Consider the following 23,520-nt stretch of genomic DNA (forward strand, 5'->3'; position numbering starts at 1 on the left):
GTCATCCGTGCATCTTGCGCGACTTCGTCAGCCTTCGAAAGTGAAGATTTTCCCCGGATTCATCAGGTTTTTGGGATCGAGCGCCTGTTTGATCGCACGCATCACGCCGATGGCTTCCGCGCCGTGTTCCTCCAGCATGAAGCCCATCTTGTGCAGCCCGACGCCGTGCTCGCCGGTGCAGGTGCCGCCCATCTTCAGCGCGCGGCCGACGATCCGGTGGTTGATGCGTTCGGCTTCCTCCAGTTCTTCGGGCTTGTCCGGGTCGAGCAGCATCGCGACGTGGAAGTTGCCGTCGCCGACGTGGCCGACGATCGGGCACGGCAAGGTCGAGGCGATCAGGTCCTGTTCGGTTTCGTCGACGCATTCGGCGAGACGGGAGATGGGCACGCAGACGTCGGTGGTGACGGCGCGGCAGCCCGGCTTGAGTTGCAGCATCGCGAAGTAGGCGCTGTGGCGGGCGTTCCAGAGCCGGCTGCGGTCCTCGGGGCGCGTTGCCCATTCGAAGTCTTCGCCGCCATGTTCCGCGACGATGTCCTGCACGGTGCGCGCCTGTTCCTGCACGCCGGATTCGGTGCCGTGGAACTCGAAGAACAGCATCGGGGCTTCGCGCAAGGTCAGGTTCGAGTGACGGTTGATGGCGCGCACGGCGAGCGTGTCGACGAATTCGACGCGGGCAATCGGCACGCCCATCTGGATGGTCTCGATGACGGCGCGCACGGCATTGCCGATCGACGGAAACGCGCACACGGCGGCCGAGATGGCTTCGGGCTGCGGATAGAGCCGCACGGTGATTTCGGTGATCACGCCGAGCGTGCCTTCGGAGCCGACGAAAAGTCGCGTGAGGTCGTATCCCGCAGACGATTTGCGGGCGCGCGTGCCGGTCTTGACGACGCGGCCGTCCGCGGTGACGACCGTGAGGCCGAGGACGTTCTCGCGCATCGTGCCGTAGCGGACGGCGTTGGTGCCGGAGGCGCGCGTCGCGGTCATGCCGCCGATGCTGGCGTCCGCGCCGGGATCGATCGGAAAGAACAGGCCGGTGTCGCGCAATGCTTCGTTCAGCTGCTTGCGCGAGATGCCGGGCTGGACCGTGACGGTGAGGTCTTCGGCGTTGATGGAGACGACCTGGTTCATCTCGGACAGGTCGATGCTGACGCCGCCCTGGACCGCGAGCAGATGGCCTTCGAGCGACGAGCCGTTGCCGTAGGGGATGACCGGCACGTCGTGCTGCGCGCAGAGTTTGACGATGGACTGCACTTCCTCGGTGCTGCGCGCGAAGACGACGGCGTCGGGGAGTTGCGGATCGAACGGCGATTCGTCGCGGCCGTGATGTTCGCGCACGGCCTGGGCGATGGAGACGCGTTCAGCGAATTGCTGTTGCAGGGCGTCGAGCAGCGCGGCGGGGAAGGGGCGCTTCTGGAAGACGTGGGGTTCGTTGGGATGGTTCACGGGCGGGGTCTCCGGGCGGCGTGCGTTGTCGTGCGGTAGGTTCGGTGTGTCTCCGGCGCGCTGGGTACGGACGTTGCGTTTTTCGCTTTTTTCGCTCGACGGTCCGATGCGGCCGGCAGGGCTCTGCGCGGATGGCCGTGCTATTCGGTGCGGCCATGCGCCCTGTTTGTTTCATTTTACGCTTTTGGGGCGCGGCTCGACGGGGCGAGTCGGCGGTCCGGGAGCGCGCCCTTGCGTGCCTATAATGGGCCGGCAGGCTTTCGGGGCTTCAGGAGCAGATGATGGGAAATCGTTTGAGCAAGATCGCGACGCGCACCGGTGACGACGGCACCACGGGTCTGGGCGATGGCCGCCGCGTGTCGAAGGACGATGCGCGCATTGCGGCGATCGGCGACATCGACGAACTGAATTCGACGCTCGGCGTTCTGCTGTGCGAGCCGATGCCCACCGACGTGCGCGATGCGCTGACGCGGATCCAGAACGATTTGTTCGATCTTGGAGGCGAGCTGTCCATTCCGGGGCACGCGATGATCGAGGAGGCGCATCTGGCGCAACTCGATGGGTGGCTCGCCGAGTACAACGCCACGCTGCCGCCGTTGAAGGAATTCATTTTGCCGGGCGGGTCGCGGGCGGCGGCGGTGACGCATGTCGCGCGGACCGTGTGCCGGCGGGCGGAACGGGCGATCGTCGCGTTGGGGCGGGTGGAAAGCGCGGCGGTGAATGACGCGCCGAGACGGTATGTGAACCGGTTGTCGGATTTGTTGTTCGTGCTGGCGAGGGTGATGAATCGGGTGGATGGTGGGACGGATGTGTTGTGGAAGAGGGAGCACAATCCACGCGACTAGCCCGTCGCCGCCTTAATCCAGACCGTCTGGACGCTGAATCTGGCGGTTCCTCCGGCCAAATGCGACCTATATTGAAAGCTTCGTAGGGTTCGGCGGGGGAGGCGACATGGGTTCCAAAAAGGGGAATGCCGTGCAGCCGCCGCGCTCGGCGTCACTTTGGGGTCGCGTCTGGACCTGGCTCGGCCTGCCGGGCAATCAGAAGACCCTGCGCTTTCTCGGCGCCGGAGTGGCCGCAGCGATTGCGCTGCTTGCCAGCGCGGGGTTCATCGGGCGCAACGATCATGCGTCGGGCCGCAACGACGCTCCTGCGGCCGCTGCTCCCGCAGCGCCCGTTCAGCACACTTCATCCGAAAGTCAGGCGGCGCCGAGTCAGAACGCGATGGCGGGAAGCGGCGGCGTTGCGGCCAATGTTCTGGGAACGGGCAATCAGGTCACGATAGGCGGCACACGGCCATGAAGCCGATCGGGTCATGGCTCGCGGTGGGCTGCCTCGGATTGTTCGCAGGACTTGCGGAAGACGCCCGGGCCGCGGAAGAGCAGACTTCGCCCGGGCAGGTCGCCCGTGCGGGGCCCGGGGGCGTGGCCCTGAACATTCTCGGCGACCGCAACATCGTCACCATCAATCCCGCCGATCCGCAAGTGAGAGTGATCGTCGCGCGCCTGGTGACATCCAGTGCTCAGACCAGGAAACGGCAGCGCGGCCAGGACGAAGCCATCGCCGAACTCGGACGGCAGGTCGACGACGTCCGCTCAGTCAGAGAAAAGTAGGATTCGCACACGAAGCGAACGGTAACAGCGCACTCGCACAGGTGTCGTTGACCGATTCGATGCACGGCTCAGAGGCACTGCTTCGAAGCGATCCGACCAATGCCGAATGGCGCACCGACCTCGCCATCACGCTTTTGCGGCTCGGTACGATCACCGGGCAGACGGCGGAGCAGCGGGCGGTCTGGCTGCGCCGGAGCCAGGACATCTTCGAGGGATTGCGCTCGAAGGGCGAACTCGCGGGCGAGGACGAGCAGTATGCCGCTGCGGCTGCGCGCGAGCTCGACCAGGTCCGCGATAAACGCTAAACCCTCCGCCCTTAATTCCCCCCACCGCGCGCCACCCGACGCAGCTTGACCGATTCCGCCAGCCCCTCAAGCACCCCAACACTCTCGTCCCACCCGATGCACGCATCGGTGACGCTCTGCCCGTAAGTCAGCTCGCACCCTTCCTTCAGATCCTGCCGCCCGGCGACCAGATGCGATTCCACCATCACGCCGACGATCCGTTCATCGCCCGCTGCCAGCTGACGCCCGATGTCCGCGCACACCGGAATCTGGTTCTCATGCTTCTTCGAGCTGTTCGCGTGGCTCGCATCGACCATCAGACGCGCCGCCAGACCCGCCTTGCCGATGTCGCTGCAGGCGGCATCGACGCTCGCCGCGTCGTAGTTTGGCGTCTTGCCGCCGCGCAGGATGATGTGGCAGTCCTCGTTGCCGGCGGTGGAGACGATCGCCGAATGACCGCCCTTTGTCACCGACAGGAAATGGTGCGGCTGCGACGCCGCCTTGATTGCATCGACGGCGATCTTCACATTGCCGTCCGTGCCGTTCTTGAAGCCCACCGGGCAGGACAGCCCCGAAGCCAGCTCGCGATGCACTTGCGATTCCGTGGTCCGCGCGCCGATCGCGCCCCAGGAAATCAGGTCCGCGATGTACTGCGGGCTGATCATGTCGAGGTATTCCGTGCCGGCGGGCAGCCCGAGCTCGTTGATGTGCATCAGCAGCTCGCGCGCGGCGCGCAGGCCGTCGTTGATCTTGAAGCTGTTGTCCATGTACGGGTCGTTGATGAGCCCCTTCCAGCCCACCGTCGTGCGCGGTTTCTCGAAATACACGCGCATGACGATTTCCAGTTCGCCCGCGAAGCGCTTGCGCTGCTCGATGAGGCGTCCGGCGTACTCGATCGCCGCCTTCGGATCATGAATGGAGCACGGCCCGATGATGACGATCAACCGGTCATCCATGCCGTGGAGAATGCGGTGCATCGACTGCCGCGCGTTGTAGATGAGTTCAGAAACCGGTTCGGCGCAGGGGAATTCGCGGATCAGATGCGCGGGCGGGGTCAGCTCTTTCAATTCACGGATGCGGACGTCATCGGTATTGTGCGGGGGCATTTCGTTTCTCCAACAGGACAGTTCCAGCGCTATTCGGCAAGGCGGCAAGGCGAAAAAAAAACCGCCAGACTCGCTGGCGGTTTTTCGGGAATTTGGTTTGTTCAACCGGTACTCACCCCTCTCCATCCGCCAGCGGCTTGAGATGCCAAAAGAAATAAAAATAAAACTTGGCGGACATGGCGGAATCAGGACGGGCGAAACTGTGGTGTCTGCGTTTATAACCTCTGAGACGCGAAGCTGGCAAGCCTGAATGCGGAAGAACGCGGAAAATCCGCATCATTATCAGTCGGAGCGCATGTTTCGAGCTTGACCGAAGCGGAATTCCCGCACGTTCTTCGCAAAATCAGACGGTGCCGCCGACGGTCATCTTCTCGATGCGCAGCGTCGGCTGGCCGACGCCCACCGGCACGCTCTGGCCTTCCTTGCCGCACACGCCGACGCCGCTGTCGAGCGACATGTCGTTGCCGATCATCGTTACGTACTTGAGCGATTCCGGGCCGCTGCCGATCAGCGTCGCGCCCTTCACCGGATACGTGACCTTGCCGTTCTCGATCATGTACGCCTCGGAGGCCGAGAACACGAACTTGCCGTTGGTGATGTCGACCTGGCCGCCGCCGAAATTCACCGCGTACAGCCCGTTCTTCACGGACCCGATGATCTCCTGCGGATCCTTGTCGCCGTTGAGCATGTAGGTGTTGGTCATGCGCGGCATCGGCAGCGCGGCGTAGGATTCGCGGCGCGCGTTGCCGGTCACGGGCATCTTCATCAGGCGCGCGTTGAGCGAGTCCTGAATGTAGCCCTTGAGGATGCCGTCCTCGATCAGCGTCGTGCACTGGGTCGGATTGCCTTCGTCGTCGATGTTGAGCGAGCCGCGCCGGTTCGGCAGCGTGCCGTCGTCGACCACGGTGACGCCCTTCGCCGCAACCTGTTCGCCGATCCGTCCCGCAAACGCCGACGAGCCCTTGCGGTTGAAGTCGCCTTCCAGGCCATGGCCGATCGCCTCGTGCAGCAGCACGCCCGGCCAGCCCGGTCCGAGCACGACGGTCATCGCGCCGGCCGGAGCGGGGCGCGCTTCCAGGTTCACGAGCGCGGCATGCACGGCGTCATCGACGTATTTTTGCAGCACAGCGTCCGTGAAATAGCCGTAGTCGAAGCGTCCGCCGCCGCCGCCCGTGCCGATCTCGCGGCGGCCGTTCTGTTCGGCGATCACCGTCACCGAGACACGCACCAGCGGGCGCACGTCGGCGGCGAGCGCGCCGTCGCTGCGCGCGACCAGCACGACATCGTATTCCCCGGCCATGCCCGCCATCACCTGCGTGATGCGCGGGTCCTTGCTGCGCGCCATCTGCTCGACGCGCTCCAGCAGCTTGACCTTGGCATGCGCCTCGAGCGAGTGCAGCGGATCGGCGGGCAGGTACAGATCGCGGCCGGAGACGCCCGTCAGCGCGCTGGCCGACTTGATCTTGTGCTTGCCGCCGCCGGCTTTCGCGATCGCGCGGGTCGCGATGGCCGCCTGGCGGATGGAGTCGGCCGAGAGATCGTCGGAGTAGGCGAAGGCGGTGCGTTCACCGGAGACGGCGCGCACGCCGACGCCCTGATCGATGCTGAAACTGCCGGATTTGACGATGCCTTCCTCCAGGCTCCACGCTTCGCTGCGCGTGGACTGGAAATAGAGGTCGGCGTAATCGATGCGATGCTCGAAGATTTCCGCGAGCGTGCGGGTGATCAGCCCTTCGTCGAGGCCGTACGGCGTGAGCAAAACGTCTTTTGCCGTGACCAGGTTGCGAATGCCGGGTTCGATGATGTTCATGCGGTGCCTGTTCGGTGCCTGTTGCGTCGGTCGCGACGCGTTCGGTGATAATTCAGACGAATCCAAGACTATTCTAAGGTCTGATTCCGTCAATTCATGTGCGGGGAGAAACCCGCATCTTCAAGTCTTCTACGCGAGCACGCGGTGCCGGTACGCCGGCAGACTCTGCCGCACGGCAGCGATGCGCTGCGCGTCGATGCCGCCGAGCACGACGCCCGGTCCTTCATCCTTCACGTCGACGATCTCGCCCCACGGGTCGATCAGCATGCTGTGACCCCAGGTGCGGCGGCCGTTCTCGTGCGTGCCGCCTTGCGCCGCGGCCAGCACGTAGCATTGATTTTCGACGGCGCGCGCCTTCAGCAGCGTTTCCCAGTGTGCCTTGCCGGTGGTCCAGGTGAAGGCCGAGGGCACGACCATCAGCGCGCAGTCGCCGAGTTCCCGGTACAGCTCCGGAAAACGCAGGTCGTAGCACACCGACAAGCCGACGCGTCCGAACGGCGCCTCGAACGTGCGCACCTCGCTGCCGGGACAGATGGTGCGCGCTTCGTCGAACGATTCCTCGCCCTTCTCGAAATTGAACAGATGAATCTTGTCATAGCGCGCGACCTGCTTGCCGTGCGGATCGAAGACGAGTGTCGTGTTGAGCACGCGTTCCGTTTCCGGCGATTGCAGCGGCAACGTCCCGCCGATGATCCACACGCGATGCTCGCGCGCCGAGTCGGCCAGAAACTGCTGGATGGGACCGCTGCCGGGTTGCTCGCGGATGGCGAGCTTGTCCGTGTCCTTGAAGCCCATGAAGCAGAAGTACTCGGGCAGCAGAACCAGTTGCGCGCCACGGCGGGCGGCTTCTGCGATGAGTTGTCCGGCGGCGGCCAGATTGCGCTCGCGGTCCGGCGTGCTGACCATCTGCAGCGCGGCGACCTGGAACGGGGCCGCGCCTTCGCTCGATGTTTCGCTCATGTCCTTGGGTGCGCTGAAGGAGAAAAAGGGACGAGTTGAAAGGACGAATCAAGCGCCGCCGTGAAAGGCGCACGTCCGTATTTTTACTGGACGGCGCCCGGCGCGACGGCGGCCGCGGGTGTTTCGATCTTACCCTGATCGCCCTTGAGTCGCTGGACGACCGGTTTCGTCCAGGAACCGGTGATGGCGTAGTCGACGGCGAAGGCCTTGCGGATCGACGCCGACAGCGCGATGTCCGCCGCCAGCACGCCGAGGCCCAGCAGCGGGTTGATGACCGCGGCGGGAATCGCGGCGACGCCTGCGCCGACGGTGGGAATCACCTTCACGTGCAGGTCTTGCGTCTGCTTCGGCAGATCGACCAGACCTTGCATCTGCACGCGCGCGGGCGACGTGACCATCAGGAAGTCGTCCGTGCGGCCGATGCCGTCGGCGATGCGCGCGTTGCCCGTGATCTTCTCGAACGGCAGCCCCTTGCCGACGACGTCCTCGAAATGCAGCGTCAGCAGGTTCGCGAGGCTGCGCAGGCTGAAGATGCCGAGCCACTTCGCCGCGCCCGGCGCGCGCAGGATCTGGCCGTGATGCAGATCCACGGCGAGCTTGCCTTCGAGCGTATTCGGATCGGGCGTGGTCGGGCCGCCGTTCCAGGCCGCCTCGCCGGACACCGTGCCGTTGCCCGCGTTCACCACATGCGGCGCGCCGAAGCGGTCGATCAGCTGGCCGCCGTTCCTGACGTCGAGACGGAAGTCGAGCGATGTGCGGCGCGCGAGGCCGTCGTCGGTGTCGTAGGGCAGGGTGTCGGGCGGCACCGCCTGTGCGGTCGGTGTCATGGCGCCCGGCAGCGTGCGCCAGGTCGCGCGTGCGGTGAGGGTGGCGTCCGGGTTGTCGAGCTCGAGCTTGTCGAGCGTCCAGATCGGTTCGTCGGCCACGACTTCGTTGTGCGCATCCACTTCGAGCCGCCCGAGGCTGTGCCCGCGGAACACCAGTTCGTTGACGATGAGATCGATCGTCGGCATGTTGCGCGGCGGCTTGCGGATCACCCGGCCGACGAGATCGTTCTCGGTCTTCTCCGGAATCACGACCTTGGCGAAGCGCGCCTGCAAGGTGCCGGGGCTCGCTTTTGTCGCGCCAGGCGTCCAGGCAAGATAACCCGACACCTGGTTCGACGCGACGTTCGCCTGCCACTTGCGATCCGTCTCGCTCGCGCCGATCACGACGTTTTCCCATTTCCGGTCGAGCAGCCTGAGCGTCGTGAAATGGATGGCGGCACGCGTCGGAATGAACTGCCGCACGTTCTCGCTCAAGGGTGGACGCGGCGCGTCGGGTTCCGCACTGGCGGCGGCAGCGCTTGCCGGCGTCGCCGCGCTGATTTCGGCAAAGGTCTTGCGCCAGGCGTCGGCGTCGAGTTCGTCGAGCTCCACGACGGCGCTCACGCCCTCGGCCGGCAGATCGGCAGGCTTGTTCACGGCGATCGCGCCGCGCGCCACCTTCAGCTGCGCGCGCATGTTCATCGGTTCGGCGGCGTTCTGCGGATCGATCTTCACCTGTGCGCGGCCGATCTGCTGCAGCACGTAGTGCGCGTGCACCGGCCCGAGGGTGAGTTCCGCGTCGTGCAGGTCGGACGGACCGCCGGGCGCAGGCTCGAAACTGAACGAGAACGGCATCGGCGTGCCTTGCGCCTTGCCGAACGGCGCCGGCAGATCGATCGAGAGGCCCGCGAGATCCGAACTCGCCTGCACGTTCGGCAGCGCGTTCTTCGTGCCGCGCACGTGCATTTCGTAGGGCGCGCTGCCGTTGATGCGCTTCATGAACTGCACCACCTGCGGGCTGATGTGGGTGTTCAGCCGTTGCGCCGCGTCCGCGCCGAGACGGCCGTTCACGTCGATCGCATAACTGCCGTCCGGCTGCACGCCGCCTTTCGCGCGCACGTCGCCGCCGAGCAGTTGCGCGGTCAGTCCATTGAGCGTGACGGTCTTCGCGCCGAAGTCGGCACGCCCGCGCAGATGCGTGAGCGACGGCAGTTTGCCGTAGGCCACTTCGTTGTCGGCGAAGGTAAGCGAGCCCTTGTAGTCGGTCTTGAGCGGCGGCTGCGGCGCGGGCGGACGGTAGCGCGGAATGCCGAGCGTCAGGTCGAGCACGGCGTCGCCCTTTGCGGCGATATTGCGCGTGCGGTGCTTCGCCATCAGGCCGAGCGAGCTGTCGTCCACGTACTGGAGCATGTCGGCGAGCGGGCCGCGCGCTTTCCCGTCGATCCACAATTTGGTCTCGCGATTGCCGGTGTCGTCGATACGTCCGACCACCTTCGACACCTTCACCCCACGGTAATGGCCGCGATCGATGTCGAAGCCGAGCCTGTTCTGCGCGAGCGTGAAGGTGCCGTCGATGCCCTCGAACGCCGGCCAGAAGTTCGGCAAGCCGTTGGCCATCGTGCGCGGCGGGAACGGCGTGGGATCGAACTTGCCGCCGGTGAAGGGCGCGTTGATGCGGAACACGCCGTCGTTCGGAAACTTGGCATACGGGAAGCGCGTAAGGTCGCCATGTACTTCGATCGTGCCGTTCTTCGCGGTGCCCGCCTGCAGCGCGTGGCCGAGATACACGCGCACGCGCTCGTTGAGGCTGGTCGGCAGATAGCGCACCAGCCGCGTGACCTTCAGGTGCGCGACCTTCGCCTTCAGATCGAGGTTGCCGCGCCCGTGTCCCTGGTTCCAGTAGTCGGCGGTGGCTTCGGCTTCGGCGTCGGCGTTGCGGATGCGCAGCGTATCGACATGAATCTTGAAGGCGCGGCGTTGCTCGCCGGGCGCGATGGCGTCGGCGACGCTCCAGTTCGCCTTGCCCTGCAGCGTGTCGAAGGTGAGGCGCGGGTCGTCGAAGGCGCCGGGAATGATGATCGCCGCGTTCTTCGTGTCGAGGGTGATGCGGCCTTCCTTCTCGTTGGCGTCGACCGTGCCCCACAGGTTCTCGACACCCGGAATGCCCGCGCGCGGATGGTTGTTCACGGTGAGACCGGGGGGCGGTTCCTGGGCCTGCACGCTGAGTCCCTGGAGCTCGCCCTTGAAGGCGTAGTGCAGCAGCGGGGCGTCGCCCTTCTTGTGCTGCTGGGCCGCTTCCTCTTCGGTTTTGGGCGCGGTCCGTTCCGTGTAGATCGTGTAGTTCGATACCTGGCCGCGCGGATTGAAGCGCACCAGCTCGTTGAGGACCTTCGCCGGCACGGGCAGCGCGCGCACGAATTCCGCGAGGATGCCGATGTCGACGGTATCGCCCGTCAGCCGCAACAGCTGTCCCTTGCCGACGCTCGGCGGCCGGAAGGTGGCCGTGAGCAGACGCGACACCAGCAGGCGCGACACCGGCGTGTTGTCGTCGAGCGGCAACTGGCCGAGTTCGGCGTGCAGGTTGCGCAGTTCGAGCGTGTAGGCGGTGTCGTCCTTGGCGACCGTCCAGCCGAAACGCGCGATCGGCAGGTCGAGGCGCGGCTGTGTCGGGTGCACCCGCAGGCTGATGTTCGAGCCGGTCAGTTCGCCGGTCGCGTTCTGCAACTGACCGCCCGCGAAGTTGAGCCAGATCTCGTTGTTGACCTGGCCGTCGAACATCTGGAAGGGCAGTTTCACGTAGCGCGCGAGCATCGGCAGATCGACCGGCCCGGTGGACGCGTACAGCCGGCCAGTCCAGTTCGCGGGCGCGCCCATCGCGGAGAACGGCTGATGGCGGAAGTCGGCGCGCAGGTCGAGCGGCCCGTGCAGCACGTCGCCGTCGGCGGGCGCCTGGAGCGCGGCGCGATGGCGCGTGCCCTGGTTGAGGATCACGACTTGCAGGCGCTTGAACGCGATCTCGGGCGCCGCGCGCTGCGCATCGCGCCAGCGCAGCGTGCCGTCGCGCAGAAGAATGCGGTCCTGGCCGAGCAGCCAGGTCGTGAACGCGTTCGAGCCGGTACGGTGCGTGGGAAGCGGTACCCCAGCGACGCTCAGCGCGCCGTCCGGATTGCGCGCGATGATCACGTCCGGTCCGTCGACGATCAGGTCCGCGAGCTTGGGCCGCAGCCGCACCAGCGAACTCCACGCGATGCTCGCGCTGGCGTGCGGCACGGCGAGTCCGGGCGAACCGTCGGCGGCGTCGATGCGCAGGTTGTCGATATCGAGTGTCGGCGAGAGCCCTGACCAGCGTGCGGAAATGCGCCCGATATGCAACTGCGCGTGGATCTTCGACGAGACCATCTGCTCGATGCGCGGGCGGAACGAATCGACCTGCGGCAGCACGATGTATCGCAAGCCGATATAGAGCGCCGCCACCGCGAAATAGAGGACCGCCGCGATGACCAGAACGATTCTGAAGACGCGCGAAAGCACGCGCTCGGCGTTGCCGCTGGGCTGGGCTTGTCCAACTTCGTTCGGGTCGACGGATCGTCTGCTGTCGGACATGCTGCGGCTAATCGGCGATATGGTAGTTTTGCGTGTTTGACGCTGAAATGTAACACGGGCATGGTGTTGACCGCCGCCGTCCGTGCGCTCGTGAAAGCGCGCAGAGCCGCGCCCGGCAAGACTCGGACGGCAGTGTGCGGGGTCCGTGACATTTCAGAAAGTTAAGAGCAGAAGCAATGAGCGAACCCAACCTTTCATGACCGACGCCACTCTCCTCAGTTCCGACTATTCCAACTATGCAGCGCGCGCCTATGCTGCGCGTCCCGAACTGGCGTCCAGCGTGGCGGAGTGGAAGCAGGCGCCCGTCACGCGGCAATGGATCGAAGCACGGCTCGATGCGCATTGCGCGCCCGGCGCCGCACACGGCACGCTCGATGAAGCCGCGCTCAAGACCGCGCTGCGGCGCGTGCGGACAGAAGTGTTCTGCACGGTGATGGAACGCGATCTCGCGGGCGCGGCGAATGTCGCCGAAGTCACCGGCGCCATGACCGATCTCGCCGAAGTGACGGTGCAGCGCGCGCTCGCCGTGCTCTCGGCGGATCTCGAAGCGCTGTTCGGCGAGCCGCGCGGACCAGAGGGCGAGCGGCTGACGCTCGGCGTGGTCGGCATGGGCAAGCTCGGCGGGCGCGAACTGAATGCGTCGTCGGACATCGATTTGATCTTCGTCTACGAGGAAGACGGCGAGACCGCCGGCGGCACGCGCGCGGCGCTCACTACCCAGGAATTCTTCACACGGCTCGGCCGGCGGCTGATCGGCGCGCTCGCGGAAATCACCGCGGACGGCTATGTGTTCCGCGTGGACATGCGGCTGCGTCCCAACGGCGACTCCGGACCGCTCGTGTGCAGCCTCGGCATGCTCGAGGAATATTTCTACGTGCAGGGCCGCGAATGGGAACGCTATGCGTGGATCAAGGGGCGGCTCGTCTCGGAGACGCAGAGCGAGTCGGGACAGCGCCTCGTCAGGCAGCTCGAAGCCATCGCGACGCCGTTCATCTATCGCCGCTATCTCGACTACGGCGTGATCGCGGCGATCCGCGCGCTGCATCAGCAGATCCGTCAGGAAGCGCGGCGCCGCGCCTCGATGCGTCCCGACAAGGCCGACGACATCAAGCTCGGGCGCGGCGGCATCCGCGAGATCGAGTTCAGTGCGCAGGTGTTCCAGTTGATTCGCGGCGGTCAGGCAGCGGACTTCCGCATTCGTCCGACGCTGGCCGTGCTCGAACGCGCCGAGGCGCACGGCCTGCTTGCGCCGGCCGTGTGTGAGGCGCTGTCGGATGCGTATCTGTTTCTGCGCACGGTCGAGCATCGGCTGCAGTATCGCAACGATGCGCAGACGCACGCGATGCCCGTCGACGATGACGAACGCGCGCGCCTCGCGGCCTCGCTCGGCTTTGCGGACTACGCGGCGTTGATGGACAAGCTCGATGCGCATCGCGAGTTCGTCGAACAGCAGTTCGACGCGATCTTCGCCGACAAGGTGAGCGGCGAGGGCGGTTGCGGCGTGTCGGACGATTCGGCGGCGTCGTGGATCTGGAGCAGCGCGCTCGCCGACGATTCCGCGCAGGAAGAACTGGGTGCGCGGCTCGTCGAACTTGGCTTCGCGGATCCGGCGCCGGTGCTGTCGCGCCTGACCGCCGTATGGAATTCGACGCGCTACGCCAGCCTGCCGCCGCAGAGCCGCGAGCGTTTCGACATCGTCGCGCAGCGGGCGCTCGAAGCCGTGCAGTCGATCGATGCAACCCGTCGCGCCGATACCATCGCGCGCCTGTTCGACCTGCTCGAAGGCATCGGGCGGCGCGGCGCCTATCTGGCGCTGCTGACCGAGTATCCGGCGGCGCTGGAGCGCGTGCTGTCGGTGCTGTCGGGCTCGCGCTGGGCGGCGGGCTATCTGATCCGCCATCCGCAACTGCTCGATGAACTGCTCGACGACGAGGCCATCGCGAGCCCGTTCGACTGGACGCAGTTCAAGCGCTCGCTGACGGCCCGGCTGCAGGCCGCCGAGGACGCCGAGCATCAGATGGATCTGCTGCGCCACGCGCATCAGGCCGAAGTGTTCCGCATCCTGCTGATCGACCTCGCGGGGCGTCTGACGGTGGAGCACGTGAGCGACCGTCTGTCCGAGCTTGCCGACGCCGTGCTCGACGTCACCGTGCAGACCGTCTGGCAGCAGTTCCCGAAGCGGCATCGCGAGACGCCGCTGTTCTCGGTCATCGCCTACGGCAAGCTCGGCGGCAAGGAACTGGGCTATGCGTCGGACCTGGATCTCATCTTCCTGTATGACGATCCGCATGACGCCGCGTCCGAGATCTACGCGATGTTCACGCGCCGCCTGATCACCTGGCTCACGTCGGCGACCGGCGCGGGCACGCTGTTCGATGTCGATCTGCGGCTGCGTCCGAACGGCGAATCCGGGCTGCTCGTGACCGATCTGGACACCTTCCGCCGCTATCAGATCCGCGAGGGCGACGCCGCCAACACGGCGTGGGTATGGGAGCATCAGGCGCTGTCGCGCGCGCGTTTCAGCGCGGGCGATGCGGGCATCGGCGCGCAGTTCGAGGCGATCCGTGCGGACGTGATGGTGACGGAGCGCGATGCGGCGGCGCTGGCGCGCGAGATTGCGTCGATGCGTCAGCGCGTCGCCGACGGGCATCCGAACCGGAGCGCGCTGTTCGACCTGAAGCATGATCGCGGCGGCATGGTGGATATCGAGTTCGTCGTGCAGTACTGGGTGTTGCTGCATGCGCGCGAGCATCGCGAGTTCGTGCGCAACGCGGGGAACATCTCGCTGCTCAGGATCGCCGCGCAGAGCGGCCTGATTTCAGCCGATGAAGCGGACACGATCGGCGCCATCTACCGGCACTATCGCAAGCTGCAGCACCGGATGCGGCTCGACGGCATGGAAAAGGCGCGCGTGGCGCCGGACGAAGTGCAGGGCGAGCGCGAGGCGGTGACGGCGTTATGGAAGCGGGTGTTTGCCGTGGCTTCCTGAGTCAAGGTTCTGAAGGCGCGGCTTCGCAGCCGCGCCGTTCGCTCAGGCTGCGAGCATTTCCTTGGCGTGCTTGCGGGTGGTCGCGGTGATTTCCAGGCCGCCGAGCATGCGTGCCACTTCCTCGATGCGCTTCGGCTTGTCCAGCGGCGTGACCGTGCTGACAGTGCCGCCGGCGTCGTCGGAGGCCTTGGCCACCTGGAAATGCTGGTCGCCGCGTGCCGCGACTTGCGGCAAATGCGTGACGCACAGCACCTGACGATGCTGTCCGAGCTGATGCAGCAGACGCCCGACCACTTCCGCCACGCCGCCGCCGATGCCGGTGTCCACTTCGTCGAAGATCAGCGTGGGCGTCGGGCTCGCCGTGCTGGCGATGACGGCCAGCGCAAGGCTGATACGCGCCAGTTCGCCGCCGGACGCGACCTTTGCGAGCGGCCTGAGCGCGACGCCCGCATGACCCGCGACGCGAAACTCGATCTGCTCCAGACCGTTGGCGCCGCCTTCCGCGAGCGGAACAAGCGTGACGTCGAAGCTGCCGCCTGCCATCGACAGTTCCTGCATGCCTTCGGTGACCGCCTTCGACAGGCTCTTCGCCGCCTTTCCGCGCGCCTTCGACAAGCCCTTCGCCTGTTCGAGATAGACGCCGCGTGCCTTTTCGGCAGCGGCGGCGAGCGCGTCGAGATCGCCTGCGGCGTCGAGTTCGGCCAGCTGGCGGCGGCGTGCCTCGTGCTCTTCAGGCAGGTTCTCCGGCTGAAGACGGAACTTGCGCGCGGTGGAGTGCAGCTGATCCATGCGCCGGTCCACTTGCGCCAGCCGCTCGGGATCGAGTTCGAGTCGCTGCGCGTAGTGCGACAGGGAATACGCCGCTTCCTGCAACTGGATCTCGGCCGGTTCGAGCGACGCGAGCACGTCGTTCAACGCCGGATCGATATCCGCGAGGCCGCGCAGCTTCGACGTGATGGCGCCGAGCTGCGAGATCATCGCCTCGTCGGACTCGGACAGCGCGCCGAGTGCGCCCTGCACGCCGTCGATGAGACTCGCCGAATGCGACAGCCGATGCTGCTCCGCGCTCACTTCCTCCCATTCGCCCGGCTGCGGCGCGAGCTTGTCGAATTCACTCAACTGCCATGCGAGGCGTTCGCGTTCCAGTTGCAGCTCGCGATCGCGGCTCTGCGCGCTTTCCAGCGCCTGCTGGGCGTCGCGCCAGGCGCGCCACGCGCGATTCACCGCGCCGGCGGTGTCCAGCAACTGCGCGTGGGTGTCGAAGAGTTCGCGCTGCGCGTCGGGACGCATCAGCAATTGATGCGCGTGCTGGCCATGGATATCGACCAGCATCTCGCCCACTTCGCGCAGCTGCGCGAGCGTCGCCGGCGTGCCGTTGATGAACGCGCGCGAGCGGCCGTTCGAGTCGATCACCCGTCGCAACATCACGGTGTCGGCGCCTGCTTCGCCAAGCGCGTGCTCCTCGAGCCAGGTAACGACCAGCGCATGCGTGGAGAATTCGGCGGTGATGTCGGCGCGCGGCTGGCCGGTGCGCACGACGCCCGCGTCGCCGCGCGCGCCGAGCGTGAGCGCGAGGGCGTCGATCAGGATGGATTTGCCGGCGCCGGTTTCGCCCGAAAAGACCGTGAAGCCGGAGTCGAACTCGATGTCGAGCGCGGCGACGATGACGAAGTCTCGAATGGAGAGGTGTCGGAGCATGGATGCTTCGCGGAAGAGGGTCTGGCGAATCGGATCAGAGAGTGGAGGTGTCCTGCGACGGATGCTCGTTCCAGTGCAGCTTCTTGCGCAGCGTCGCGTAGGTGCTGTAGCCGACCGGATGCAGCACCGGCACCGTATGCTTCGAGCGGCGGACCTCGATGGCGTCGTTGAGCTCGACGGCGGTGAAGGACTGCATGTCGAAATTCACGTTCACGTCCCGGCCGCCGATGATCTGGATGGTGACCTTGGAGTCGTCGGGCAGCACGATCGGACGGTTCGACAGCGAGTGCGGCGCGATCGGCACGAGCACGAAGCCTTGCAGCTGCGGATGCAGGATCGGCCCCGCCGACGACAGCGCGTAGGCCGTCGAGCCGGTGGGCGTGGCGACGATCAAGCCGTCCGAACGCTGGTTGTACATGAAGTGCCCGTCCACCGAGACGCGCAATTCGGCCATGCCGGAGAAGCCGCTGCGATTCACCACGACGTCATTGAAGGCGAGCGCGTGATAGATGGGCTTCTCGTTGCGTACGATGCGCGCTTCGAGCAGGGTGCGTTCCTCGCGCTCGAACTGCCCGGCCAGCATTTGCGGGATGATCTCGCTCATTTCCTTGAGCGGAATGTCCGTGATGAAGCCGAGGCGTCCGTGATTCACGCCGATGAGCGGCGTCCTGTACGGCGCGAGCTGCCGGCCGATGCCAAGCATGGTGCCGTCGCCGCCGAGCACGATGGCGACGTCCGCGCGGGCGCCCATCTCGGCGATGGAGAGCGCCGGGAATTCCGTCACGCCGACCTCCTTCGCGGTGCCCGCCTCGAACACGACCTCGAAGCCTTGCTGCGCGAGGACATCGGCGAGCGCTCGCAGCGGCGGCTCGATGCCTGGCGTATTGGGGCGCCCGACGAGGGCGACCGTCTTGAATTGACCGATTTCCATGCCGGCATTACACCATAGTCAGTGAGCGAAAAGAACCGTGGGTCCCGCGCCGCAAGCGCTCGCGCACGTCTGGGCGAAACGCGCGCCGGCATGCCCATTGTTTCTCGCTAGAATGGAGCGGACGTTGAACGCGATGCGGCGCGCTGCAACGCGAGGCAACGTGACGCAGCGTGAGAATCGTGGAACGCCAGACCCACCCCAACTCTACCCATGAGCCGCGGCGCGCCGCCACCTGCCCCATTGAGCTAAAATCCGGCCATGCTAGACCCACGTGCACAAACCCTCCTCAAGACGCTGATCGAGCGCTACATCGCCGAAGGTCAGCCGGTCGGTTCGCGCACGTTATCACGGCACTCCGGCCTGGAGCTGAGCCCCGCAACAATCCGCAATGTGATGTCCGACCTCGAGGACCTGGGCCTCGTGGCGAGTCCGCATACCTCGGCGGGACGCATTCCGACACCGCGCGGCTACCGCCTGTTCGTCGACACGATGCTGACTGTGGAAGCGCCGCAAGACGAAGCGATGACAACCGCGGTGAAGACCCGCTTGCAGGGCGAGGAACCGCAGAAGATCGTCGCGGCCGCGGCGAGCGTGCTGTCCAGCCTGTCTTCGTTCGCGGGTGTCGTACTGACGCCGCGCCGCAGCCACATGTTCAAGCAGATCGAGTTCATGCGGCTGTCGGACAAACGCATTCTGCTCATCATCGTCACGCCTGAGGGCGACGTGCAGAATCGCATGATGGCGACCCAGCGCGATTACTCGCCGTCCCAGCTCACGGAAGCCTCCAACTACATCAACGCGCATTTCGCGGGCCTGTCCTTCGACGAGGTGCGCCGCCGCCTGCGCGAGGAAATCGACCAGCTGCGCGGCGACATGACCACGCTGATGCAGGCCGCCGTGGTGGCGACCACCACCGAGACGGACCCGATGGACACCGTGCTCATTTCCGGCGAGCGCAACCTGCTGGAAGTGGCCGACCTCTCCTCCGACATGGCGCGGCTGCGCAAGCTCTTCGACCTGTTCGACCAGAAGACCTCGCTGCTGCAACTGCTCGATGTGTCCAGCCACGCGCAGGGCGTGCAGATCTTCATTGGCGGCGAGTCGAACCTGGTGCCCATCGAGGAAATGAGCGTGGTTACCGCGCCGTACGAAGTGAACGGGAAGATCGTGGGCACGCTCGGCGTGATTGGCCCGACGCGCATGGCCTACAACCGTGTGATTCCGATCGTGGATATCACCGCGCGGCTGCTCTCGATGTCGCTCAGTCATCAGTGACGTCCTCGTTGCGCTCATCTTGACGGGTGTCGACGGGCGGCGCTACTCGGCCATTCGGCCGATGATGCGGCCGAAAGCGCGCCGCTATAATGGTCCTCACCTTTCAGCCACCGCCTCCGGCCCGCCTGCCCTATGCGTTTCGACCTCGAGTTGCCCTCGCAGCCCAGCGCTTCTCATCGCGTCGCGGTGCTGCTGATCAATCTCGGCACGCCGGACGCGCCCACGCCGCGGGCCGTGCGCAAGTATCTGGCGCAGTTCCTGTCGGACCCGCGCGTGGTGGAGATTCCGTCGCTGGTCTGGCAATTCATCCTGCGGCTATTGATCCTGCCGCTGCGCGGGCGCGCCTCGGCCCGCAAATATGCGCAGGTGTGGATGCCGGAAGGTTCGCCACTGCGGGTGCATACCGAGAAGCAGGTGGAAGGATTGCGGCGGCTGTTCGCGGCGAACGACTATCGCGTGATCGTGGACTATGCCATGCGCTACGGCACACCCGGCATCGGCGCCATGCTGAATCAGCTCAAGCTCGAAGGCGCGGAGCGCATCCTGCTGCTGCCCATGTATCCGCAGTATTCGTCCTCCACCACGGCCACCGCCTTCGACGACGCCTTTACCGCCCTGAAGCGCGTGCGCAATCAGCCCGAGATCCGCACGGTGCGCCATTACGCGGATCATCCCGCGTATATCGCCGCGCTCGCCGAGCAGGTGCGCGACTACTGGCGGCATCACGGCGCGCCGGATTTCGCGGCCGGCGACAAACTGGTGCTGAGCTTCCACGGCGTGCCCAAGCGCACCATGGATCTCGGCGATCCGTATCACGACCAGTGCCAGCAGACCGGCTCGCTGCTCACCGCCGCGCTAGGGCTCACGCCGGTCGAGTGCCGCGTGACCTTCCAGTCGCGCTTCGGCCGCGCGGAATGGCTGCAGCCCTACACCGCGCCCACGCTCGCAGAATTGGGCGCGGGCGGCGTGACGCGCGTCGACGTGTTTTGCCCCGGTTTCACGGCGGATTGTCTGGAGACCATCGAGGAAATCGGCATCGAGGTGCGCGACGAGTTCCTGAAGGCCGGCGGCAAGCACTTTCACCGGATTCCCTGCCTGAACGCGTCGCCTGCGTGGATCAAGGGCATCGGCGAAATCGCGGCGCAGCATCTGCAAGGGTGGCCCGTGCAGGCGCCGCAGCCGCTCAGCGCGGTCGCGTGAATCCGGCTTCAACCAGCATGCAGCGATGAACTACAAGATTTCGACGGATCCCGGCGCGCGCCTGCGCATCGACAAATGGCTGTGGGCGGCGCGCTTCTTCAAGACGCGTTCGCTCGCGAGCGACGCGGTGGAGAAGGGCCGCGTGAAGATCGGCGGCGCGGGCGTGAAGCCTTCGAAGGAAGTGCGCGTGGGCGATCTCGTCGAGATCGATATCGAGCGCATTGTCTGGCGGGTCGAGGTGCTGGGCGTGTGCGACGTGCGCGGGCCGGCCAGCGTGGCGCAGACGCTCTATGCCGAGACGGAGGACGGACGCGCGCAACGCATGGCCGAAGCCGAACGGCGCCGGACCTTCCGCGAGCCGGCCGCGCAGCTGCAGGGCAGGCCGACGAAGCGCGACCGGCGCGTCATCGACAAACTTTCTGGTTCGGATTGAAGTAGCGTTCCATGGTGGCGTGAACGCCGCCGTATTCGGTGGTGCGGTCGGTGACCGCGCCTGACATGCAGATGGTGGTGGTGCCCGCGACGAGTACCAGGGCGACCACCGCGATAGCAAAGGTCAGTTTCATGGTACCCCCGGTAATGGGTTTCCCCGGCCACGAGGCGCATGCAGGTGCATGCGGGCGCTACGGGGCAGGGTCAGGAAACGGGCAAAGGCTGAAGCGGGTTTGAAGCATTCGGAGGATTAGGGTTAACGTGCGTCCTGCGGGTGCTTCTCTGGAGTGTAGGAGACCGGGGGCTTTCCCTCAATCTCATTCTGCGCGGTGCGGCAAAACGCGCGTTACCGCTCGTTTCAGGCGTCAGCGCTTCGTCTGCACGCTGAAATTCGTCCGAAAAGTTCGCCGTCACAGCTTGAAAATGTCCGTGACGCCCCAACTTCCGCAGCTAGTGCGGAAGACAGCGCCAATGCCCTGTTTTCTCATCCGATTCAACTCACAGCAATACACATTCAGCGACATGGAAAACACGCAAGAGAATTCAGCGAGCCAGAACCCCACGCCCGCCGACGAAACCGCGCGCCAGGCCGCCGATGCCACTCCTGGCCAGGCCGCAGCCGAAACGGCGCAGTCCGCGCAGCCCAACGCAGCGTCTGCCGCGCAGCCCGCGCCGGACGCGGCCGATGCCGCGCTCGCCGAGGCGCAGGCCACCATCGTCGCGCTGAAAGAAGACTTTCTGCGCGCGAAGGCGGAGACGGAAAACGTCCGCCGCCGCAGCCAGGAAGATGTGTCGAAGGCGCATAAATTCGCGATCGAAAGCTTCGCGGAGAACCTGCTGCCGGTGCTGGACAGCCTGGAAGCCGCGCTGGCCGACCAGTCGAGCGACCTCGCCAAGGTGCGCGAGGGCGTCGAACTGACGCTCAAGCAGCTCACGGGCGCCCTCGAAAAGGGCCGTGTCGTGGCGTTGAACCCAGTGGGCGAGAAGTTCGATCCGCATCGTCATCAGGCCATTTCGATGGTGCCCGCCGAGCAGGATGCCAACACGGTCGTTTCGGTGCTGCAGAAAGGCTACGTCATTGCCGACCGCGTGTTGCGTCCGGCGCTCGTGACTGTCGCAGCTCCGAAGTAAGGCGCTCGAGCGAACCAGCCGGTGCGTAGCCGGCCGCTTCGCAAAAAAACTATAGACCGCATCGGTTTCAGGGTCTTGAAATCGAAACTGGCGCACTTATCTTGCGTACAGGTATGAATTTTGGGTGTTCGGCCCGGTAAATCGGCGAATGAGTCGGCGGATCCGCCGGCATCGGGCGATCCAACTCGCCGCCGCAACGCCACTGCGATCAAAGCTAGGAGAGGATAAAAAATGGGCAAAATCATCGGTATCGACCTCGGCACCACGAATTCGTGCGTGGCGCTGATGGAAGGCAATCAGGTCAAGGTCATCGAGAACTCGGAAGGCGCGCGCACCACGCCGTCGATCATCGCGTATCTCGACGACAACGAAATTCTCGTCGGCGCGCCGGCGAAGCGTCAGTCGGTCACCAACCCGCGCAACACGCTGTACGCGGTCAAGCGCCTGATCGGACGCCGTTTCGAAGAGAAGGAAGTGCAGAAGGACATCAACCTGATGCCCTACAAGATCGTCAAGCACGACAACGGCGACGCATGGGTCGAGGCGCACGGCAAGAACCTCGCGCCGTCGCAGGTGTCCGCGGAAGTGCTGCGCAAGATGAAGAAGACCGCTGAAGACTACCTCGGCGAGCCGGTGACGGAAGCCGTCATCACGGTTCCGGCGTACTTCAACGACAGCCAGCGTCAGGCTACCAAGGACGCGGGCCGCATCGCCGGCCTGGAAGTCAAGCGCATCATCAACGAACCGACGGCAGCCGCGCTCGCCTTCGGTCTCGACAAGGCCGAAAAGGGCGACCGCAAGATCGCCGTGTTCGACCTGGGCGGCGGCACGTTCGACATCTCGATCATCGAAATCGCGGACGTGGATGGCGAGAAGCAGTTCGAAGTGCTCTCCACCAACGGCGACACGTTCCTCGGCGGTGAAGACTTCGACCAGCGCATCATCGACTACATCATCGGCGAGTTCAAGAAAGAGCAGGGCGTCGACCTCTCGAAGGACGTGCTCGCGCTGCAGCGCCTGAAGGAAGCGGCTGAAAAGGCCAAGATCGAACTGTCGTCCACGGCGCAGACCGACATCAACCTGCCGTACATCACGGCAGACGCGTCGGGTCCGAAGCACTTGAACCTCAAGTTCACCCGCGCGAAGCTCGAAGCGCTCGTCGAAGAGCTGATCGAGCGCACGATCGAACCGTGCCGCATCGCCATCAAGGATGCGGGCGTGAAGGTCGGCGAAATCGACGACGTGATCCTGGTCGGCGGCATGACGCGCATGCCGAAGGTGCAGGAAAAGGTGAAGGAGTTCTTCGGCAAGGATCCGCGCCGTGACGTGAACCCGGATGAAGCCGTGGCGGTTGGCGCTGCGATTCAAGGCCAGGTGCTGTCGGGCGACCGCAAGGACGTGCTGCTGCTCGACGTCACGCCGCTTTCGCTGGGCATCGAAACGCTCGGCGGCGTCATGACGAAGATGATCAACAAGAACACCACGATCCCGACGAAGCACGCGCAAGTGTATTCGACGGCGGATGACAACCAGGGCGCCGTGACCATCAAGGTGTTCCAGGGCGAGCGTGAAATGGCCGCGGGCAACAAGCTGCTCGGCGAATTCAATCTTGAAGGCATCCCGCCGGCGCCGCGCGGCACGCCGCAGATCGAAGTGACCTTCGACATCGACGCAAACGGCATCCTGCACGTCGGTGCGAAGGACAAGGCAACCGGCAAGGAAAACAAGATCACCATCAAGGCGAACTCGGGCTTGACGGACGCCGAAATCGACAAGATGGTGAAGGACGCCGAAGCCAACGCCGACGAAGACCGCAAGCTGCGTGAACTGGCCGACGTTCGCAACCAGGGCGACGCGCTGGTCCACAGCACGAAGAAGGCCGTTGCCGAATACGGCGACAAGGTGGACGCGTCGGAGAAGGAAAAGATCGAAGCCGCGTTGAAGGACCTTGAAGATGCGCTGAAGGACAGCGCAAGCGACAAGGCCGCGCTCGAGGCGAAGGTCGAGGCGCTGGCTACGGCATCGCAGAAGCTCGGCGAAAAGATGTACGCCGACATGCAGGCGCAGCAAGGCGCCGCAGGTGCGGCAGCGGGAGCGGCGGGTGCAGCGGGCGCGTCGGCGGAGGCGGGCGCGAGCCAGCAGCACGATGACGTCGTCGACGCCGACTTCAAGGAAGTCAAGAAGGACTAAGCCGCAAGGGCGCGTGGATGGCAACGTCCCGCGCCCGCGTCGGTTT

The 23,520-nt window shown here is 65.5% G+C and carries 18 protein-coding genes; 10 read left to right on the forward strand and 8 right to left on the reverse strand.

Translation table 11 applies throughout. The features are described 5' to 3' along the window. Positions 1-27: 27 nt before the first annotated feature. Positions 28-1,446, reverse strand: coding sequence for an FAD-linked oxidase C-terminal domain-containing protein (locus QCE69_RS01830; protein ID WP_309913809.1), 1,419 nt, complete (start codon positions 1,444-1,446; stop codon positions 28-30). Between the two features lie 281 nt (positions 1,447-1,727). On the opposite strand from QCE69_RS01830, the gene QCE69_RS01835 reads away from it, so the two are divergent. The 4 genes from QCE69_RS01835 (at position 1,728) to QCE69_RS01850 (ending at position 3,364) form a co-directional block, all read left to right on the forward strand. After that, the gene (locus QCE69_RS01835) at positions 1,728-2,291 is read left to right on the forward strand and encodes a cob(I)yrinic acid a,c-diamide adenosyltransferase (protein WP_309929156.1); all 564 of its coding nucleotides are present in this window, start codon (positions 1,728-1,730) and stop codon (positions 2,289-2,291) included. A gap of 106 nt (positions 2,292-2,397) precedes the next feature. Continuing rightward, positions 2,398-2,748: a hypothetical protein gene (locus QCE69_RS01840; protein WP_309929157.1), complete on the forward strand. Its 351-nt coding sequence runs from the start codon at positions 2,398-2,400 to the stop codon at positions 2,746-2,748. Next, positions 2,745-3,059, forward strand: a complete 315-nt coding sequence (locus tag QCE69_RS01845; protein ID WP_309913816.1) for a hypothetical protein — start codon at positions 2,745-2,747, stop codon at positions 3,057-3,059. Before QCE69_RS01840 ends, QCE69_RS01845 begins: the two co-directional genes overlap by 4 nt. Before the next feature lie 47 nt (positions 3,060-3,106). Continuing rightward, positions 3,107-3,364 carry a hypothetical protein gene (locus QCE69_RS01850; RefSeq protein ID WP_309929160.1) on the forward strand — a complete coding sequence of 86 codons (258 nt, stop codon included), beginning with the start codon at positions 3,107-3,109 and terminating at the stop codon, positions 3,362-3,364. 11 nt (positions 3,365-3,375) lie between these two features. On the opposite strand, the gene aroG is transcribed toward QCE69_RS01850, so the two are convergent. The 4 genes from aroG to QCE69_RS01870 all read right to left on the reverse strand — a co-directional run bounded on the left by aroG (position 3,376) and on the right by QCE69_RS01870 (position 11,628). Continuing rightward, complete coding sequence (gene aroG, locus QCE69_RS01855; RefSeq protein WP_309913821.1) at positions 3,376-4,449, reverse strand: 3-deoxy-7-phosphoheptulonate synthase AroG; 1,074 nt, start codon at positions 4,447-4,449, stop codon at positions 3,376-3,378. 343 nt (positions 4,450-4,792) lie between these two features. Then, on the reverse strand, positions 4,793-6,259 hold the full coding sequence (gene tldD, locus QCE69_RS01860) for a metalloprotease TldD (protein WP_309807256.1): 1,467 nt from the start codon (positions 6,257-6,259) through the stop codon (positions 4,793-4,795). A gap of 129 nt (positions 6,260-6,388) precedes the next feature. Beyond that, a complete protein-coding gene (locus QCE69_RS01865) occupies positions 6,389-7,219 on the reverse strand; it encodes a carbon-nitrogen hydrolase family protein (protein WP_309913825.1) in 831 nt (276 codons plus the stop codon). An 83-nt stretch (positions 7,220-7,302) separates the two neighbouring features. Then, positions 7,303-11,628, reverse strand: coding sequence for an AsmA-like C-terminal region-containing protein (locus tag QCE69_RS01870; RefSeq protein ID WP_309929162.1), 4,326 nt, complete (start codon positions 11,626-11,628; stop codon positions 7,303-7,305). Between the two features lie 145 nt (positions 11,629-11,773). Between QCE69_RS01870 and glnE the strand changes: the two genes are divergently transcribed. After that, the gene (gene glnE, locus QCE69_RS01875) at positions 11,774-14,617 is read left to right on the forward strand and encodes a bifunctional [glutamate--ammonia ligase]-adenylyl-L-tyrosine phosphorylase/[glutamate--ammonia-ligase] adenylyltransferase (RefSeq protein WP_309929166.1); all 2,844 of its coding nucleotides are present in this window, start codon (positions 11,774-11,776) and stop codon (positions 14,615-14,617) included. A 42-nt stretch (positions 14,618-14,659) separates the two neighbouring features. Here glnE and recN read toward each other — a convergent pair whose 3' ends face one another. Both recN and QCE69_RS01885 read right to left on the reverse strand, forming a co-directional pair. Continuing rightward, positions 14,660-16,315, reverse strand: coding sequence for a DNA repair protein RecN (gene recN / locus QCE69_RS01880; protein ID WP_309929169.1), 1,656 nt, complete (start codon positions 16,313-16,315; stop codon positions 14,660-14,662). Positions 16,316-16,349: 34 nt separating this feature from the next. Further along, a complete protein-coding gene (locus tag QCE69_RS01885; protein ID WP_309913836.1) occupies positions 16,350-17,246 on the reverse strand; it encodes an NAD kinase in 897 nt (298 codons plus the stop codon). Positions 17,247-17,504: 258 nt separating this feature from the next. On the opposite strand from QCE69_RS01885, the gene hrcA reads away from it, so the two are divergent. The 3 genes from hrcA (at position 17,505) to QCE69_RS01900 (ending at position 20,154) form a co-directional block, all read left to right on the forward strand. Then, complete coding sequence (hrcA, locus tag QCE69_RS01890; RefSeq protein WP_309807262.1) at positions 17,505-18,521, forward strand: heat-inducible transcriptional repressor HrcA; 1,017 nt, start codon at positions 17,505-17,507, stop codon at positions 18,519-18,521. A gap of 132 nt (positions 18,522-18,653) precedes the next feature. Continuing rightward, on the forward strand, positions 18,654-19,721 hold the full coding sequence (gene hemH / locus QCE69_RS01895; protein WP_309913839.1) for a ferrochelatase: 1,068 nt from the start codon (positions 18,654-18,656) through the stop codon (positions 19,719-19,721). Positions 19,722-19,746: 25 nt separating this feature from the next. Beyond that, on the forward strand, positions 19,747-20,154 hold the full coding sequence (locus QCE69_RS01900; RefSeq protein WP_309929172.1) for an RNA-binding S4 domain-containing protein: 408 nt from the start codon (positions 19,747-19,749) through the stop codon (positions 20,152-20,154). Here the strand turns inward: QCE69_RS01900 and QCE69_RS01905 are convergent. Next, positions 20,126-20,287 (reverse strand): hypothetical protein, encoded by a 162-nt coding sequence (locus QCE69_RS01905; protein WP_309807266.1) that lies wholly within the window; start codon positions 20,285-20,287, stop codon positions 20,126-20,128. The two genes, QCE69_RS01900 and QCE69_RS01905, sit on opposite strands and share 29 nt — an antisense overlap. Positions 20,288-20,675: 388 nt before the next feature. Here QCE69_RS01905 and grpE point away from each other — a divergent pair, with 388 nt between their 5' ends. Together grpE and dnaK are read left to right on the forward strand one after the other, a co-directional pair. Further along, positions 20,676-21,284, forward strand: coding sequence for a nucleotide exchange factor GrpE (gene grpE, locus QCE69_RS01910; RefSeq protein WP_309913843.1), 609 nt, complete (start codon positions 20,676-20,678; stop codon positions 21,282-21,284). Positions 21,285-21,515: 231 nt separating this feature from the next. Next, complete coding sequence (gene dnaK, locus QCE69_RS01915) at positions 21,516-23,474, forward strand: molecular chaperone DnaK (protein WP_309929175.1); 1,959 nt, start codon at positions 21,516-21,518, stop codon at positions 23,472-23,474. Positions 23,475-23,520 lie beyond the last annotated feature (46 nt).

It is taken from the genome of Caballeronia sp. LZ032 (assembly GCF_031451315.1).
GTDB lineage: Bacteria > Pseudomonadota > Gammaproteobacteria > Burkholderiales > Burkholderiaceae > Caballeronia.